A 15,523-nucleotide genomic window follows, 5' to 3' on the forward strand; every position below is an offset into this window, starting at 1 on the left:
AGAATGATTTGCATGTGAACATACTTTACCTCTCTTTTATAAAAAATTGATTGATATGGCCTTCTTCGAGTCCTACTACATATTTAACGCCATCTATAACAGCCTCAATTTGTCCTGTAAGAAACCGTGTTTCTTTTGCTTTGTCTAAGGGCTTCCCGTCCTTTAATAAATTTCCATTTATAATATTTTCTTTGTTTTGATAAACAACCTTCTGAATTGTATATATAATATCGTTTATAGAGGATTTTGTGCTAAAAAATGTTTGATGCTTCTTTAATGTTCCTAGCCAATAAGATGGGTGATGTCGCGTTAAAATATGCATCATTCCTTCTTTATTAAGTAATATAGCTTGGTTGCCTAGATCCCATGTTTTAGATTTAAAATCTCGCAATGCGACTTCAGCCTTTTGCCGAATAAGATAAAATGTGCTTTTATTAAGCGAGCTTTTAATTAAAGTTTCTCCTGCTTCCTTGGAAAGACCTTGAACAAGCTTTCCTCCGATATGAGCAACTCTACCTGCACCCGTGAAGTTCGCAGGATCGGATATCTCCGATAATTCAAGATCAGCGTCAGTCAGAAAGTTTTTGTTTTCTAATGGAGAGCTTATTCTAGATAGAATAGCCATCTCAATTTTATTTTTTAGCACTATTGTGTGCACCGGATGTGCAACCATGTCAGCTTCCCAAAGGACAGGTTTTTGGTCAGCATCCAGATAGATATTACCATCCTTATTTACGGCAACTCTTATATCATCAAGGTACTTCCAGCCATAGATATTCACATCTTTTTTACTTTGTTCACTGGTACGATCGTAGATATAGTTAGGGAGCTGAAAATCTTTTTCTACAAACTGGAGTCGACTTAACGTTTTGGAAAACACAATACCTGAGTCACTTCCCAGTTTTTTATAAATAAAATTATCAGCAAATGCATTTATTTCTTTTGTATATTGATTTAAGAAGCGATCCGCACTCTCTTGTGTGTACCCGTGAGCGTGCAGGTATTCTCCTAGTCGAACAATACTCGAAAATTTTTCTACGAGGGGGAGTGTGTTAGTAGACTTTTCGGGCTCCAGTGTTTCCAGAAGAGCGGCTAAATCATATAATACTTGTGTAGCCTCATCACTAGATATTTTGCTTCCGTCCTCTTTGATCAATATATTTTCGGCTGCTTGGATCATAGGCTCATCAGTCGTTGAAATAACTGATCCGTTAGAGTTCCTATGATGGTGAGCAACTCTAAAGAAGTTCCACTTCGTTCCGCTTGCAGCCACTGCAGCACCTGCTCCTGCTGCTCCTCCAACAGCTTTTGCTGCCGCCGCACCGATGATGGCACTCACGATTTGTGCTGCGCCCGGGTCATGCTTGGCAATCTTATCGATTTCCTTGATCACGGCTTCGTTCAGTCCCGCACCTACAGCACCCGAAGTGAAGCCCGCGCCCGTGATGCTGCTCATGATGCCGCCGATGGCTGCGTGAACAAGGATCTTTCTGCCGCTCCCGTCGTCTTTCATGTTATGGGCGAGTCGGTATGCCTCTTCGCCGAAGACGGCGGCAAGTTCCTGCTGCTCTTCTATTTTCTTTTTGTCAAAGATTCTCCCAAGCTCGTTCAGTGCATTGCTTGTGTTTCTGCTAAGGTCTGAGAGGTCTTGATTCGGGTTTTTACGCACGTCAATACTGCCCGGGGCAATAGCAGATTTGGTTGTGCTTGCCGCATCGCCTTGGGCGGGGACGGAAAGAACGGGCGTGAGCCCTTTCATGTTGTAGCCTTCTCCTGCGCCGTATGCACCGCTTGCGAATTTACGGTACGAAAGCCCTTTGCTGCTCGCGCTGTAAGAGGCGCTGTTCTCTATGTTTCCATAGGTGAGGGTTTCCGTGGAGAGCGTGTTCTTATCGGAAGCCGCTTCGCTTGCAATAACGGAGCCCTTGAGGTCGGTATTCTTCTTTACATGAATATCGAAGCCGTCTGCGCCTGCATAGATGCCTGCCTGCCCGGTGATGCTCTTCCAGTTGGAGTGGATCTTCCCTTTGCTGTAGGAGGCGGCAATGTCGGGATCGTTGGTGTTGATCCCGCCGCTCATGGATGCGCTGATGTTGAAGCCCGACGAGGAGTTTTTCTCTCTGTAGTCGTCTTTTTCCTGCAGGCTCTCGATGTTGAGATTGCCGCCGACCTCCATATTGACCTTTTTGCCCGATGCCTGCGATCCGATGATGTTGGTATCTGCGCCCGAGGTCATGGAGAGTTTTTCTTGTGCTTGTATGATGGCAGGGGTATAGGTTGTGCGGTCTCCGATGCCGTCACTGGCGGCGCGTTCTGCGTTGATGCCGACACTCGTGATCCCTGCACCAAAGGTGTAGGTGGCACTGACGCCTGCGGAGCTCGAGCGTTCTTTGGTCACGGTATGCGTGGTATTCTCTGCGGCGTGCAGGTCGATGTTGTTCTTCGCCTCCAATGTGACATTCTTTCCTTGGAGGGTGCCGCCCGTCATAGAGATGTCGTTTTCGCGCGCACGAAGGGAGAGGTCGGTGCCGGCCTCTATTTTGCTTCCCACATTCTCGTGCGAGAGGATCTCTGTGCTGTCTGAGTATCTCGAACTGCCAAGTCCTATATTGAGTCCGAATGCATTCTTCCCGTTGAGGATTTCTTTGTATTTTGCTATGCCGTCCGCGGGTTTCTTCGTGAGGTCATAGAGTTTTCTGCCGATTTGCCATGCGTAGAGGTCCTTCAGCATGCCGTTTTCGACCGCGCCGATGCGCCGCACGGGACGGGCAATGTCGTTGTAGGTGTCCATGACCGTTCCGCCAAGGCTGACGGAAAGGCCCGACTGCGATACTTCATGGGTATACTTTTCCTTGACGACGTTATCTTTCCCATCAAGCTTAACGCCTGCAGCGGTGATGCTTGCCTCCTTGCCTGCGTAGAGTGCGGCGTTGGCGAGATGCGCGTCTTTATCGGCCGCGATGTTGACGCTTCCTTTTGCCGCAATGATCGTTCCCCGCTGTGTGAGAGCGTCTCCTTCGTAGGTGTCGGTGGTCTTCTTGCTCCCGATGAAGACGCCGAATCCCTGTCCCATGATGCCGGATTTCTTGACGCTCTTATAGTTCTCGGAGAGGTCTTTCTGCGCTTCGGGGGTCAGGCTGACGGTGCCTTTCGCCTCCACCGAGACGTTCTCGTCCGCGGTGATGTTCGCGGCTTTAAGGTCGATGTCGTTATCCGCCGAGATGCCGACGTTCTTTCCGCTGATCGTTGTTCCTACGGCATGGTCGCTCTCCTGCCGCGATCGGACGGTGGTTGTGGTACTCGAAAGAAGCCCTTGGGATTTATACTTGATCCCATAGGCGTCGTCCGAGATTTCCCTCCCTGCGGTGAGGGAGATGTCTTTGTCTGCGTTGAGGCTGACGTTGCCCTCGTCGCTGCGGATGTAGGCGGCGCGTGCTTCGATGTTTTCTCCTGCATGGAGAGAGACGTCGCTGCCCGCTTTGATCGTTGTGCCGAGCTCTGTGCTCCGCTTGGTACGAAGATAGTTATCTCCGCTCTGGGTCATGTCTTTATCTGCGGAGAGGGTATCTGTCGTGAGGCGGATGTTTTCTCCTGCGTTTAGCCTGACGGTGCCGTTTTTTCCTCCTGCGGAGAGGGTCGCCCCCTTGAGGTCAATATCCTTTTGGGCGTCCAAAGTAAGCGTGCCGTCATCTCCCGTGACGGAGATGCCTGCCATACGCCCGGCGACGTCTTGATGGGCGAAATGCTCGATGTTGTTTTCAGAGGAAATGCTTCCACCCGCGGTGAGTTCTGCTTTTCTTTCTGCGGTGATGCTGCCGTTTTGACGGATGTCGCCGCTCGTTTTGACGACTGCCGTCCCCGCGTAGATATCTCCCTCGTTTGCAAAGGTCTTCGCATCCACGCGAAGATCCTGTTTGCCAAGGATGAGTCCTGCGTTATGAACGTTCTCCGTGCTGTTGATGGAAATATTCTTTGCGCTGATGATGCTCCCGTCGGGGCTGAGTGTGAGTCCCTTGGTCGATGTGAAGTAGACGTGCGGCACGAGGACTTTTTCGCGGATGCCGTTTATCTCTACTTCCTGCTCTTCGAGCCAGATGATGTCGCTCTTCAGCTTTGCGATCTGTTCTTTGGAGAGGACAATGCCCGGCGCGATCTGCAAATCTTTGGCGGCTGCGATGCCTGCGTCCATGAGCGCCTTGATTGCGGCGTCCACGTCTTCGTATCCGTCGGGAAGGATACTGCCCGTACGCTGCAATATCTGATCAATGATCAGCCGCCGCTCGTAGAATCCGTCGCCGAGGCGTTTCTGCATCTTGTCGGGATCCCATTTGAGCTGTTCGAGCATGTAGTCCGAGGAGAGGAATCTCTTCTTATCCGTAAAGGCGGGATCGGTCTCGATGAGATACTTCGCCCCGGGTTCCGGATGGAGCTTGAAAAGCGCGCCCGGATCCTTGAGCGTGATGATACCGTCGCCGAGGTGCAGGTGTTCCTGCGCGGTCTTGTCGATGGAGAAGGGATCGAGAAAGCCGTTCACGTTCCTGCGGGTTGCGAGGGTGATGTCTTCTTTATCCCCAAGCGCCGCGATGCCGAGGGAGTAAGGCCGATCGTCCTCTGCCTGCGGGGTCATGAAGACGGCGCTGCGGTATTTGCGTACATGGCCTTTATGAATACGGTTTCTCCGATCGGTATAGCTTGCCCGTGTATAGCCGAATGTGACGGTTCTCCGGTCGGTCTGCGCTGCGATATTGTCTGTCGCCCCCGTGATGCTGAGATGTTTCCCGGCGACGACCTGGCTGTTGTCGTTTTTGAGGTTTCCTTGGATGGTGAGGTTGCCGCCGCTCTCGATGACGCCGGCATTCGTCATGCGGACGATGTTCTCTGAGGTCTGGGTTTTCGTATGGATAAAGGTGCACAGTTGGAATTTATCCGGATTTCCTTGATGGTATGCGCCGTATCCGTTGTCTATTTTGTCGAATTCGCCGGCGTCAAAGGTCTGTCCCTCCTCGCGGTTGCCGGGCTCGTCGATACGGATGCGCACGGGGTTGCTCCGCAGGGGGCTGACGACGCGCTGCACGGAAAATGCACTGTTCTCGTTCCGAACGGTCGGCGCGGTGATGTGCATATTGCCGCCGCTCTCGATGCGCCCGCCGCTGTTCACGACGGTATCTTTGGCATTGAGTGTCATGTCGCTGCCGCTGTAGAGAATGCTGTCGGCGCTGTTTTTGATCGTTCCCGCTTCTACGCTGAGGTTCTTGCGCGCGGCAACGGCACTCGCCTCATGGTTTGCGAGTGCTGTGCGTGCGGCTTCTGTGCGTTCTCGCTGCTGCTCATAGGCTGCGGTCGCTTCTTTGATATCCAGTTGATACCTGCGCTGCGCTCTTACGCCGCGCAGCTGCGTGACGTCCTGCCGAACGACGGCGTCGAGGGCTTCGGATTTCTCTTTGAGGAGACGAACTTCTTTTTGGAGGTTTTGCTCAAGTTCTTCGTTTCGTTGATTAACGAGGCTGTCTGCTTTGATGGAGATGTCATTTCCGTAGATGCGGCCGCCCGCCTCGAGCTGTATCTTCTCGGCGGTTACCGCTGTGCGCCCGCCGCTGTTTATGAGACCTGTGACATGCAGTGTGCCGTCGGCGTCGATGGCAGCGGCTTCGGAGGCGACGAGTTTGCCGCCCATGTTGACGCCGAGTCCTTTCTCCGTGCCGACGAGACGGATCTTGTTTGCGTACATGCCGCCGACGGCTGCAGCGTCGAGGGTGACCGCGGGTGTTTCGCCCGTGCCTTCGATCGGCGCTGCGGTAAGACTGCCATAGGAGATGTCGTTCGCGCCGCCGATGTGCGTTGTTTGATTGGCGAAGATGTCGGCGTTGATTTGCTCGGCACGGGTGAGGACTTCGAGGCTGTTTGCGCCGCGGGCGTCGATTCCTTTTCCCTCAAAGGAAACGGCTCCCTCGGTGACGCGGATACGATCAAGGGAGCCGTTGCTGCCGAATTCAGGGCGCCCTGTGGTGAGGATCGCACGATCCGTATTGATAAACCCGCCGCCGCTGACACGGATGCCGTTTTCGTTGGCAATGACGACGTCGGCTCTGCCGCCCGCGATTTCGAGGAAGCCGTTCATGTTGGTGATGCCTGCGCCCGTTACCTGGTTCACGATGATCTGCGCGGGACCATAGGCGAGGTTCGGGTTGCGGTCAATCCAGCCCGCAAGTTCGGTTCTGGAAATGGTATAGCCGTTGTTGAGGATGAGCCCTGCGGGATCGATGCTGAGTTCGCTGTACTCGTTGATGGAGACGCCCGCGCCGTTCGTTGCTGCGATGTTGACGACGGGGATGCCGTTATCTGCCGACGTGACGATGGGACGCCGCTCTTCGGGGGCTGCCTCGTCGGGGACGGCCGCCGCGAAGCTGATCTGCTGAAATGTGAACATCCCGAGCGTTAGATAGGCTGCGATGCGCTTTGCGAGTATCTTTTTGCGGATCATGGGGGCGTCCTCTCTTTTGTCCTGATGTGTGTATACGTCTTATATCAATATCTTAAAAATCCCGGGCGTCTAAAATTTCAACGCGGCGCGGAATCCTGTGGTCATACGGTCGGCGGGAAATCCCGGAGGGCGCCGGATCGGTGCGGCAATGAAGAGGTCATAGGTGAAGTCCTTCGCGACGGCACCGCGCACACCAAGCACCGCGCCCATGAGGCTGTGGCCGAACTGCGTCTCTATGCTTGATCCGTAGATCATGCCGAGGTCAAGGCCGATGTAAAGGCTCGCGTCGAGTTCTTGGAAATATGCGGCGATTTCATTCTGCCAGTACCAGCCGCTCTCTCCCGAGAGGGTGTATTCTCCGTCAAATCCCCGCACGGTATAGCGTCCGCCGATGCTCACCATGTCTGCGCCGTAGAGCCGTTTTCCTTCGACAGTCCACTGTCCGTGAAAGGAGGATGTAAAAGTGCCCCGGCGTTTTCCCATCGGGATGGGTTTTTGGTAGTCGAGATCGAGCAGCCACATCCGGTACCTCGACTTTGGGGCGTCGGGATGCGGGTTTTCTCTCTGGGCGCCGAACCAATCGACGCCCATGCGGTGCGACAGCCGCCCAAAGAGCTGTGCGCTGCCGATATTCTGCTTTTGAGAGATGCCGAACTCCAGGGAGGTCATCTTTTTGTCCTGGATGGGAATGCGCACGCCGTTGATGCTTTGTTCCGAATCTCTCTTTCGGATGCTCACTTCAAATGCCGTTTTTCCGGTCTGCGTCCGGGATAGAACCCGGTTCCATGTCAGCCTGGTCGTACGCGATGCACCGCCGCTGACGAACGGATACGGCCGCACGTGCACGGTCTGCCGGTAATCGCTCCGATAATGCGAAAGAGAGAGGGTGTCGTAACCGAGCGGAACGGCATAGTAGAAATTCTTGCCGCGCGTGCCCCTCCGATAGCCGTCATGGGCGCCGTCCAGGTCAAAGCCGAGGCGAAGGAGATCGCTCGCGCCCGTGGGGCTGTCGATGCTGAGTGTAAAGCCTGCCTGCAATTTCCCTGTGGCGTCAAGTCCCGAGTTGTCGACGGAAAGGATGCCGAAGACGTTTCTCCCGCGCTGCACGGTGAGTTCCACATCGCTGTATCCCTCCCGGTCGGAGGGAATGAGGCGGATGTCGACGCGCTGCGACGATACTTTGTGCATCTGCTCGACGCCCTGCTCGAGGGCGCGCAGGTTCAAAACGTCTCCCTTACGTATGGGAAAGGAATTCCTCCACGGGATGTGCGGGCTGCCCTCGGCATACTTCATCTCGCCCATGTATCCGATCCGGAGGTCGAGGACGAGATGTCCGCCCCTGAGGTTCTGCTCCGGCAGTGTAACGCGCGTGGTGACATAGCCGCGCGCCAGCAGCTTTTGATTGAGTTCGCGCAGCAGCGTGTTGACAGCGCTCAGATCCAGCTCTCTGCCTTCGTATTGTTTTGTGATGCGCGTGAGGAAGTTCCATCGATCGGCGGCATTTCGCAATGTGATTTCGTTGATGAGAAAGGTCTGCCCGTTCGGTGCTGTCCCTGCCGGCTGTGCCTGTACGTCTCCCGGGGTCAGATGTATGGAAGGTTCCCGGCGTCGGGCTTCCCGTTCGTCCTCCTGTCGACGTGCCTCGTCCAACTGTTCCTGCCGGCTGCCGTCCCCCGGTGCGGCATAAACGTGACTTGCTGTTCCGGACAGCGCGAGTGCACAAAATACAGCGCAACAGATCTGACGATTCATACATGCACCTCTCAGTTTCCTCTATCATCATTTCTATTGTATAATAATACAAAGCACTGCACAATAAGGCAAATATCCTAATTGTATAACAATCCGGCAAAGCACAAAAACACCCCCGCCGCATCTGTGTAGCGAGGGTGTTTTCTTCTTTTACGCCTTTACAGCTGTATGCGTTGCCTGCAGGCGTGCGACGGCGCGCTTGAGGGCAAGCGCGGCGCGATGCTCGTCAATAGCTGCACCGCCGTCCTCCACGCCGCCTTCGCGCAGACGTTTGAGACGTGCCTGTGCGCGGTCATAGGCGCGCTGGGCACGGTTGATGTCGATCTCGTCCGGCTCTTCGGCAGCCGTGGCGAGGACGGTGATCTTCTCCGGGGTGACCTCCATGAAGCCGCCCGCAACTGCAAAGAGCTGCTCGGTACCGCCGTCGACATGAATTTTCATGGCATGCGGCTGAAGTCCCGTAACGAGGGGGATGTGCTTCGGCAGGATGCCGATCTCGCCGCCCGTGGAGCGGGCGATGAGCATGTCGATATCGGCGGCGTAGACCACGCGGTCGGGAGAGACAATCTCCAGCTGGATGGTCGCCATCGATTATTCCTCCTCTTTGAGTTTCTTCGCCTTCTCGATGGCCTCCTCAATGCCGCCGACCATGTAGAACGCCGCCTCGGGGAGCTCGTCGTACTTGCCGTCGAGGATCTCTCTGAAACCGCGGATCGTGTCCTTGAGTGCGACGTATTTGCCCGGGGATCCGGTAAAGACCTCGGCAACTGCGAACGGCTGCGAGAGGAAGCGCTGAATCTTACGCGCGCGCGAGACGGTCAGCTTATCCTCGTCGGAGAGTTCCTCCATGCCGAGGATGGCGATGATGTCCTGCAGCTCTTTGTACTTCTGCAGAACCGCCTGCACGCCGCGCGCGACCTCGTAGTGCTCCTGACCAATGACGTTCGGGTCGAGGATACGCGAGGTGGAGTCGAGCGGGTCGACGGCGGGATAGATGCCGAGCTCCGCGATCTGACGGGAGAGAACGGTCGTCGCATCGAGATGCGTGAACGTTGCCGCCGGCGCGGGGTCGGTGAGGTCGTCCGCGGGAACGTAGACCGCCTGCACGGACGTGATGGAGCCCTTCTTCGTGGAGGTGATGCGCTCCTGCAGCGCGCCGACGTCGGTCGTCAGCGTCGGCTGATAACCGACGGCAGACGGCATACGTCCGAGCAGCGCCGAGACCTCGGAACCTGCCTGGATGAAACGGAAGATGTTGTCGATGAAGAGCAGCACGTCCTGTCCCTGCACGTCGCGGAAGTACTCCGCCATCGTGAGCCCCGTCAGCGCGACGCGCATACGCGCGCCGGGCGGCTCGTTCATCTGGCCATAGACGAGCGCGGTCTTGTCGATAACGCCCGACTCGGTCATCTCCGACCAGAGGTCATTGCCCTCGCGGGTACGCTCGCCGACGCCGGCAAAGACGGAATAGCCGCCGTGCTCGGTCGCGATGTTGTGGATCAGCTCCATGATGAGAACCGTCTTGCCGACGCCCGCACCGCCAAAGAGTCCGACCTTACCGCCGCGCGAATACGGGGCGATGAGGTCGACGACCTTGATGCCGGTCTCGAGGATCTGGGTCGACGTTTCCTGGTCGTCGAACTTCGGCGCGGGACGGTGAATCGGCCACGATTCCGTATTCCCGACGGGTGCCGGGTTGTGGTCGACCGTCTCGCCGAGGACGTTAAAGACGCGTCCAAGCGTTGCCTCGCCGACGGGCACCTTGATCGGGGAACCGGTGTCCTCCGCCGCCATGCCGCGCATGAGTCCGTCGGTGGAGCTCATCGCGATGCAGCGCGTGACACTGTCGCCGAGATGCTGCATGACTTCGACCGTGAGATGAATCTCCCGATCTGCCGCTTTGCCGTCGATCTTGATGGCGCTCAGTATCTCCGGCAGTTCGCCCGCCGGAAATTCAATATCTACGACAGGTCCGATGACCTGTACGACTTTACCTTTTGCCAATGGAAAACCTCCTTACCTCCATGCCGCAAAATGCTGCGTACATGGGCGTCACTTGAGTGCCTCGGCGCCGCCGACGATTTCGTTGATCTCGTTCGTGATGCCCGCCTGTCGCACTTTGTTGTAGTACAGATCGAGCTTCCCGATGAGTTCGCCGGCGTTGTCCGTTGCGTTGCTCATCGCGTTCATGCGCGAGGAGAGTTCGCTGGCTGCCGACTGGAGGAGCGCCGCATAGATGGTCGTGAAGAGGTACTGCGGCAGGAGATGCCCCAGTACGGTCTCCGCATCCGGCTCATAGATGTACTGTGCACGCGGCTGTCCGTCGTCCTCCGGCGCTTCGAACGGGAGGAGTTTCACAGCCTCCGGCACGCAGGTGATCGCCGAGACGAAGCGCGTGTAGATCATGTAGACTTCCTTGATGCCGCCCTCCGAAAAGGCTGCGATCAGCTCGTCCGCGATCTTCTGCGCGTGCTGTGCGCGCGGCTTTTCGCTGATGCCGATGTGCTCGCTCACGATGTCAAAGGAGCGATTTTTGAAGAAATCGCGCGCCTTGCGCCCGACGGTGACAATCTGCGTGTTCGCCTTGTCCTCGACCAGCGCCATGGCCGCCTTCAGCGCGTTGCTCGAATAGGCGCCCGCGAGACCTTTGTCCGCCGCCATGACGAGGATGAGACGCTTGCCGCTCTCATGCCGCTCGAGCAGGGGATGCGATACGTCGTCCGCCGCAGCCGCGACGCTCCGAATGACCGCCGCGGTCTTTTCCGCGTACGGACGGTTCGCATTGGCCGCCTCCTTGGCACGGCGCAGACGCGAGGTCGCGACCATGTCCATGGCGTTCGTGATCTGCTGGATGCTCTTGACGCTTCGAATGCGACGACGAATGTCTTGTAAATTGGCCATTTCGTGTCACCTCTCTCCTTACGCTTCTTTGTAGGAGATGGTGTCCTTGAACTCCCCGATCGCCTGCGTGATCTCGGATTCGAGCGCGTCGTCCAGCTGTTTCTTCTCCGTAATCGCCGCGGCGATATTGGGATGCGATGCCCGCATGAACTTGATGAAGTCCGTGTGGAACGTGACGACCTTGTCCACGGGGATGTCCATGAGGTGTCCGCGCACCGCCGTGAAGATGACGAGCACCTGCTCGGCAACGGAGAGCGGGCTGTACTGCGCCTGCTTCAGCGTCTCGACCATGCGTGCGCCGCGGTCGAGCTGCGCCTTCGTCGCCTTGTCGAGGTCGGAGCCGAACTGCGCGAATGCCGCGAGCTCGCGGTACTGCGCGAGGTCAAGACGCATCGTGCCGGCAACCTGTTTCATCGCCTTGATCTGCGCGGAACCACCGACACGGGAGACCGAGAGACCGACGCTGATCGCCGGGCGGATGCCCGAGTAGAACGAGTCGGTATCGAGCATGATCTGACCGTCTGTGATCGAGATGACGTTCGTCGGGATGTACGCCGAGAGGTCGCCCGCGAGTGTCTCGATGATCGGCAGCGCCGTAATGGAGCCTGCGCCGAGTGCGTCGGAGAGTTTCGCCGCGCGCTCGAGGAGGCGGGAGTGTAAGTAGAACACGTCGCCCGGATATGCTTCGCGTCCCGGCGGACGGCGGAGCAGCAGCGACATGGCTCGGTATGCAGCCGCGTGCTTTGAAAGGTCGTCATAGACGCAGAGCGCATGACCGCCTTTATACATAAAGTACTCCGCCATCGCAACGCCCGCATAGGGAGCGAGGTACTGGAGCGGCGCGCTGTCCGCCGCCGTTGCGGCGACGACGATCGTGTACTCCATAGCGCCGCCGTCTTCGAGTGTCTTGACAACGCGCGCGACGGTCGATGCCTTCTGACCGATGGCGACGTAGACGCAGATACAGTTCTGTCCCTTTTGGTTCAGAATCGTATCGACGGCAATCGCCGTCTTGCCCGTGCCGCGGTCGCCGATGATGAGCTCGCGCTGTCCGCGGCCGATCGGCACGAGGGCGTCGATCGCCTTGAGACCCGTCTGGAGCGGCTCGTGGACGCTCTTGCGGTCCGCGATACCGGGCGCGGGCGACTCGACCGGGCGGAACTCCTTCGTGTCGATGGGGCCCTTGCCGTCGATGGGGCGTCCGAGCGCGTCCACGACGCGACCGATCATCGCCTCGCCGACAGGCACCTGCATAATGCGCCCCGTGCGCTTGACGGTGTCGCCTTCCTTGATGAGGGCTTCGCCGCCGAGAAGCACGGCGCCGACGCTCTCCTGCTCGAGGTTCAGAACCAGTCCGTACACCTCATTGCCAAAGTCGAGCAGCTCGCCCGCCATCGCCTTGTCCAGGCCGTAGATGTGGGCGATACCGTCGCCGACCTCAAGAACGGTGCCGACGTCGTTGACGTTCAGGTCGACGTCGTAGTTCTTGATTCGTTCCTTAATTATGGAAGTAATCTCTTCCGGATTCATTTTCATATTTCGCTGTCACCCCGCTAGTTCGCCATTAACTCTGCCGTCATTGCCTCGAGACGTCCTTTGATGCTGCCGTCGATGCGGCGGTCGCCGATGCGCACCACCACACCGCCGATGAGCGAGGGGTCGCGGTGCCGGCGCAGGGATACCTGTTTGCCCGTGACGCTCTCGAGCTTTTTGCGCAGCTCTTCGATCTGCGCCTCGTCCGGTTCGCCTGCCGTCGTGACGTCCGCCACGGCGATGCCGAGTTTCTCGTTCGAGAGTTCGTTAAAGATGGCGCTGATGGCTTCGAACACATGCATACGCCTCTTGTCCACGAGCAGCAGCAGGAAGTTCAGAACGTGCTCGTGAACGCCGCCCTCGAAGACCTCCTTCAGGAGGGATTTCTTATCCTCCGGCTGGAAGTTCGGATTGCTGAGGTAGGATTTCAGCTCCGGACATTCGGTATAAAGACGCTGTACCTTCGAAATATCCTCGCCGAACTCCTTCAGCTTGTCTTCCTCGCACGCCAGTTCAAAGATCGCGCGGGCATATTTGCGTGCAAGCTCCATGTTCAGCATGTCGCATCACCAATCTTATGCGCGTCGAGTTTCGCGATAAACTCGCCGATGATGGCGTCGTTGTCCGATTTCTCCAGATTCTTCTGCACGATCTTGCCCGCGGCCGCGAGCGCCAGTGTGACAACCTCGCCCTTTAACTGCTCGACGGCGTGGGCGCGTTCGCGCTCCATCTGCTGTTCCGCCGCCTTCTTCATCTGCTCGATCTCGCGTTTGGTCGCCTGAATGCTCGCCTCATGCTCTTCGCTGGCACGCTTCTCGGCGAGATCCATGATCTCCTGCGCCTTTGTACGCGCCCCTGCAAGCTCCGCCTTGTAGGCTTCGAGCGTCTTTGCCGCCTCGGCGGCGTCGGCGTCAGCCTTGTCGATGCTCGCGGCGATCCTGTCCTCGCGCTCTTTGAGAATCTTGAGCACAGGTTTATACGCCACCGCACGCAGGAGAATAACGAGGATGAGGAAGTTCAGTATCTGAGCAAAAAAAGTCGAATTAAGCTCTATCAATTACGCTGCCTCCTTTGCACATATCCTCCCGGGACTTATTTCATGAGCGGGTTGGCATAGAGCATGATGAGCGCAACGACCGTAGCGATGATCGCCATCGCCTCGATCAGACCGACGGAGATGAGTGTATTCGTAAAGAGAACGCCCTTTGCCTCAGGCTGACGCGTGATGCCCTCGATGAACTTGCTCGTAACGAGACCGTCGCCGATGCCCGCGCCAATCGCCGCCAGACCCATCGTAATGCCCGCACCGATCAGAGCAGCTGCTACCATGATTGCGTTTTCCATTGAGAAAATCCTCCTTAAATTTTGAACCTAAAATTTTTAATACATCAAAGTCAATGCGAGGAGCAAATTAGTGCTCGTCCTCTTTGACCGCATTAGCAAGATACGCCATCGACAGCATCGTAAAGATGACCGCCTGTACTCCGCCGATGAAGATACTGAACGCGAGCCACAGAACCGAGGGCACCGGCATCCAGATCGGCATGAGTTTGAGCAGGACGATGATGAGAATCTCGCCCGCCAGAATGTTGCCGAAAAGACGGAACGCCAGCGTGATCGGCTTTGCGACCTCTTCGATCGCGTTGATGATCACGAACACCGGGGTCGGCTGAAAGAAGTGGGCGATGTAATGCCCGCCTTTCATATAGACGCCCAGCACATGAACCATGCAGATGACCAAAAGTGCTAAACCTAATGTGGTGTTCAAGTCGTTCGTCGGGGACGCCATCGTGGGAACGAGTCCTACCCAGTTCGAAACGAGCAGGAACAGAAAGAGCGTGACAATGAACGGGGACAGGAACTGACCGCGTTTCCCGAGCATCGTGTCGCTCTGCTCGGCAAGCGCCGTCACAACCATCTCGACGACGTTCTGCCAGCCGCTCGGGACGAGCTTTAGACTGCGCGTTGCAAGAAAAGCAATGAGCAGAACGATCGCCATCGTGATCCACGTCATCTCGAGCGTTTCCCAGTTGAAGGTGAGACCCGCGAACTGCACTGTTTCGCGAACACCGATTTCATGCATAACCTCTACCTCCTTACTGCGGTGAGCGGCAAAGCCGCGACCGCTTCATTTTTGACTGCCCTGCGCCGCAATGAGATGCAGCATAAAAAGCGCGTAAAAGAGGAGACATCCTCCCGCCGCCGCCCAAAAGACCGCCGGCGAAATCTGTGCGGCGGCGCTGAGTATCAAAAACAGCGTCATGAGCCGCAATGCCAGTCCCCACAGCATCTCGCGCCGCGCGCGCGCCGGCGGAAAGCCCGCACTGCGCCAAACACGATACGACATGCCCCAAAGGATTGCCGCGCCCGCCGCATAGCCCGCCAGCACGCCGCCGATGAGACGCACCTCGCCCGCCGCAAACAGCATCGCGGCAACAGAAATCGTCACCAAGAGGAGCGTACGGGCAAAGCGCCGCACAACAGGCAGTAATACGTCTTTCATATCCCTCCTCCGACAGCGCCAAAAGCGCACAAAAAACCGCGTCCCGAGCGCATCGGGGCGGGGGTGCACAGGCACCGCCATGGTTGAATATCAGTACCTTATGACCATTCGACACAAAAAAAGAAAATCCTTCCACAATTGTATACACGCGTGGAAAGACCTCCCCCTCTGTGCCGAACACATAAGACTCGGCTATGTGAATCGCTTCGTGCGATTCATTCCCCTTATAAACTATTATAGGGGCTTATGAGAAATTCTGCAACAACATTTTAATTAATTCATTCATTTTAATGATTGAATTGCGTGAAACGCTCTGCTACAATAGGCAAAATATCCGTGTTCCGCTGCCTTCC

The 15,523-nt window shown here is 56.6% G+C and carries 11 protein-coding genes; all 11 read right to left on the reverse strand.

Annotation, left to right across the window (positions count from 1 at the left end; genetic code table 11):
• Positions 1 to 25 precede the first annotated feature (25 nt).
• Entirely contained in the window at positions 26 to 6,481 is a 6,456-nt protein-coding gene (locus HMPREF9162_RS10990) for a hemagglutinin repeat-containing protein (RefSeq protein ID WP_009439532.1), read from the reverse strand.
• Between the two features lie 69 nt (positions 6,482 to 6,550).
• Positions 6,551 to 8,233, reverse strand: a complete 1,683-nt coding sequence (locus HMPREF9162_RS10995) for a ShlB/FhaC/HecB family hemolysin secretion/activation protein (protein WP_009439553.1) — start codon at positions 8,231 to 8,233, stop codon at positions 6,551 to 6,553.
• A gap of 150 nt (positions 8,234 to 8,383) precedes the next feature.
• The gene (locus HMPREF9162_RS11000; RefSeq protein ID WP_009349331.1) at positions 8,384 to 8,821 is read right to left on the reverse strand and encodes a F0F1 ATP synthase subunit epsilon; all 438 of its coding nucleotides are present in this window, start codon (positions 8,819 to 8,821) and stop codon (positions 8,384 to 8,386) included.
• A 3-nt stretch (positions 8,822 to 8,824) separates the two neighbouring features.
• Positions 8,825 to 10,237 carry a F0F1 ATP synthase subunit beta gene (gene atpD / locus HMPREF9162_RS11005; RefSeq protein ID WP_009349332.1) on the reverse strand — a complete coding sequence of 471 codons (1,413 nt, stop codon included), beginning with the start codon at positions 10,235 to 10,237 and terminating at the stop codon, positions 8,825 to 8,827.
• A 48-nt stretch (positions 10,238 to 10,285) separates the two neighbouring features.
• The gene (atpG, locus tag HMPREF9162_RS11010) at positions 10,286 to 11,134 is read right to left on the reverse strand and encodes an ATP synthase F1 subunit gamma (RefSeq protein WP_009349333.1); all 849 of its coding nucleotides are present in this window, start codon (positions 11,132 to 11,134) and stop codon (positions 10,286 to 10,288) included.
• Positions 11,135 to 11,152: 18 nt separating this feature from the next.
• On the reverse strand, positions 11,153 to 12,670 hold the full coding sequence (gene atpA, locus HMPREF9162_RS11015) for a F0F1 ATP synthase subunit alpha (RefSeq protein WP_009439334.1): 1,518 nt from the start codon (positions 12,668 to 12,670) through the stop codon (positions 11,153 to 11,155).
• Positions 12,671 to 12,687: 17 nt separating this feature from the next.
• Positions 12,688 to 13,227, reverse strand: a complete 540-nt coding sequence (gene atpH, locus HMPREF9162_RS11020) for an ATP synthase F1 subunit delta (protein ID WP_009439555.1) — start codon at positions 13,225 to 13,227, stop codon at positions 12,688 to 12,690.
• Positions 13,221 to 13,724 carry a F0F1 ATP synthase subunit B gene (gene atpF / locus HMPREF9162_RS11025; RefSeq protein ID WP_009349336.1) on the reverse strand — a complete coding sequence of 168 codons (504 nt, stop codon included), beginning with the start codon at positions 13,722 to 13,724 and terminating at the stop codon, positions 13,221 to 13,223. The genes atpH and atpF overlap by 7 nt, the downstream gene beginning before the upstream one ends.
• A gap of 35 nt (positions 13,725 to 13,759) precedes the next feature.
• Positions 13,760 to 14,011, reverse strand: coding sequence for a F0F1 ATP synthase subunit C (gene atpE, locus HMPREF9162_RS11030; RefSeq protein ID WP_009349337.1), 252 nt, complete (start codon positions 14,009 to 14,011; stop codon positions 13,760 to 13,762).
• A gap of 67 nt (positions 14,012 to 14,078) precedes the next feature.
• Entirely contained in the window at positions 14,079 to 14,750 is a 672-nt protein-coding gene (gene atpB, locus HMPREF9162_RS11035) for a F0F1 ATP synthase subunit A (RefSeq protein WP_009439476.1), read from the reverse strand.
• Between the two features lie 45 nt (positions 14,751 to 14,795).
• Entirely contained in the window at positions 14,796 to 15,170 is a 375-nt protein-coding gene (locus HMPREF9162_RS11040) for a hypothetical protein (RefSeq protein WP_009439297.1), read from the reverse strand.
• Positions 15,171 to 15,523 lie beyond the last annotated feature (353 nt).

The organism is Selenomonas sp. oral taxon 137 str. F0430 (assembly GCF_000183625.1).
Lineage (GTDB): Bacteria > Bacillota > Negativicutes > Selenomonadales > Selenomonadaceae > Centipeda > Centipeda artemidis.

Excerpts from the sequence above, each read along its gene's own strand:
- atpH (WP_009439555.1), bottom strand. The coding sequence starts at position 13,227 with ATGCTGAACATGGAGCTTGCACGCAAATATGCCCGCGCGATCTTTGAA.
- HMPREF9162_RS11040 (WP_009439297.1), bottom strand. The coding sequence starts at position 15,170 with ATGAAAGACGTATTACTGCCTGTTGTGCGGCGCTTTGCCCGTACGCTC.
- HMPREF9162_RS11000 (WP_009349331.1), bottom strand. The coding sequence starts at position 8,821 with ATGGCGACCATCCAGCTGGAGATTGTCTCTCCCGACCGCGTGGTCTAC.
- atpB (WP_009439476.1), bottom strand. The coding sequence starts at position 14,750 with ATGCATGAAATCGGTGTTCGCGAAACAGTGCAGTTCGCGGGTCTCACC.
- HMPREF9162_RS10990 (WP_009439532.1), bottom strand. The coding sequence starts at position 6,481 with ATGATCCGCAAAAAGATACTCGCAAAGCGCATCGCAGCCTATCTAACG.
- atpA (WP_009439334.1), bottom strand. The coding sequence starts at position 12,670 with ATGAAAATGAATCCGGAAGAGATTACTTCCATAATTAAGGAACGAATC.
- atpG (WP_009349333.1), bottom strand. The coding sequence starts at position 11,134 with ATGGCCAATTTACAAGACATTCGTCGTCGCATTCGAAGCGTCAAGAGC.
- HMPREF9162_RS10995 (WP_009439553.1), bottom strand. The coding sequence starts at position 8,233 with ATGAATCGTCAGATCTGTTGCGCTGTATTTTGTGCACTCGCGCTGTCC.
- atpE (WP_009349337.1), bottom strand. The coding sequence starts at position 14,011 with ATGGAAAACGCAATCATGGTAGCAGCTGCTCTGATCGGTGCGGGCATT.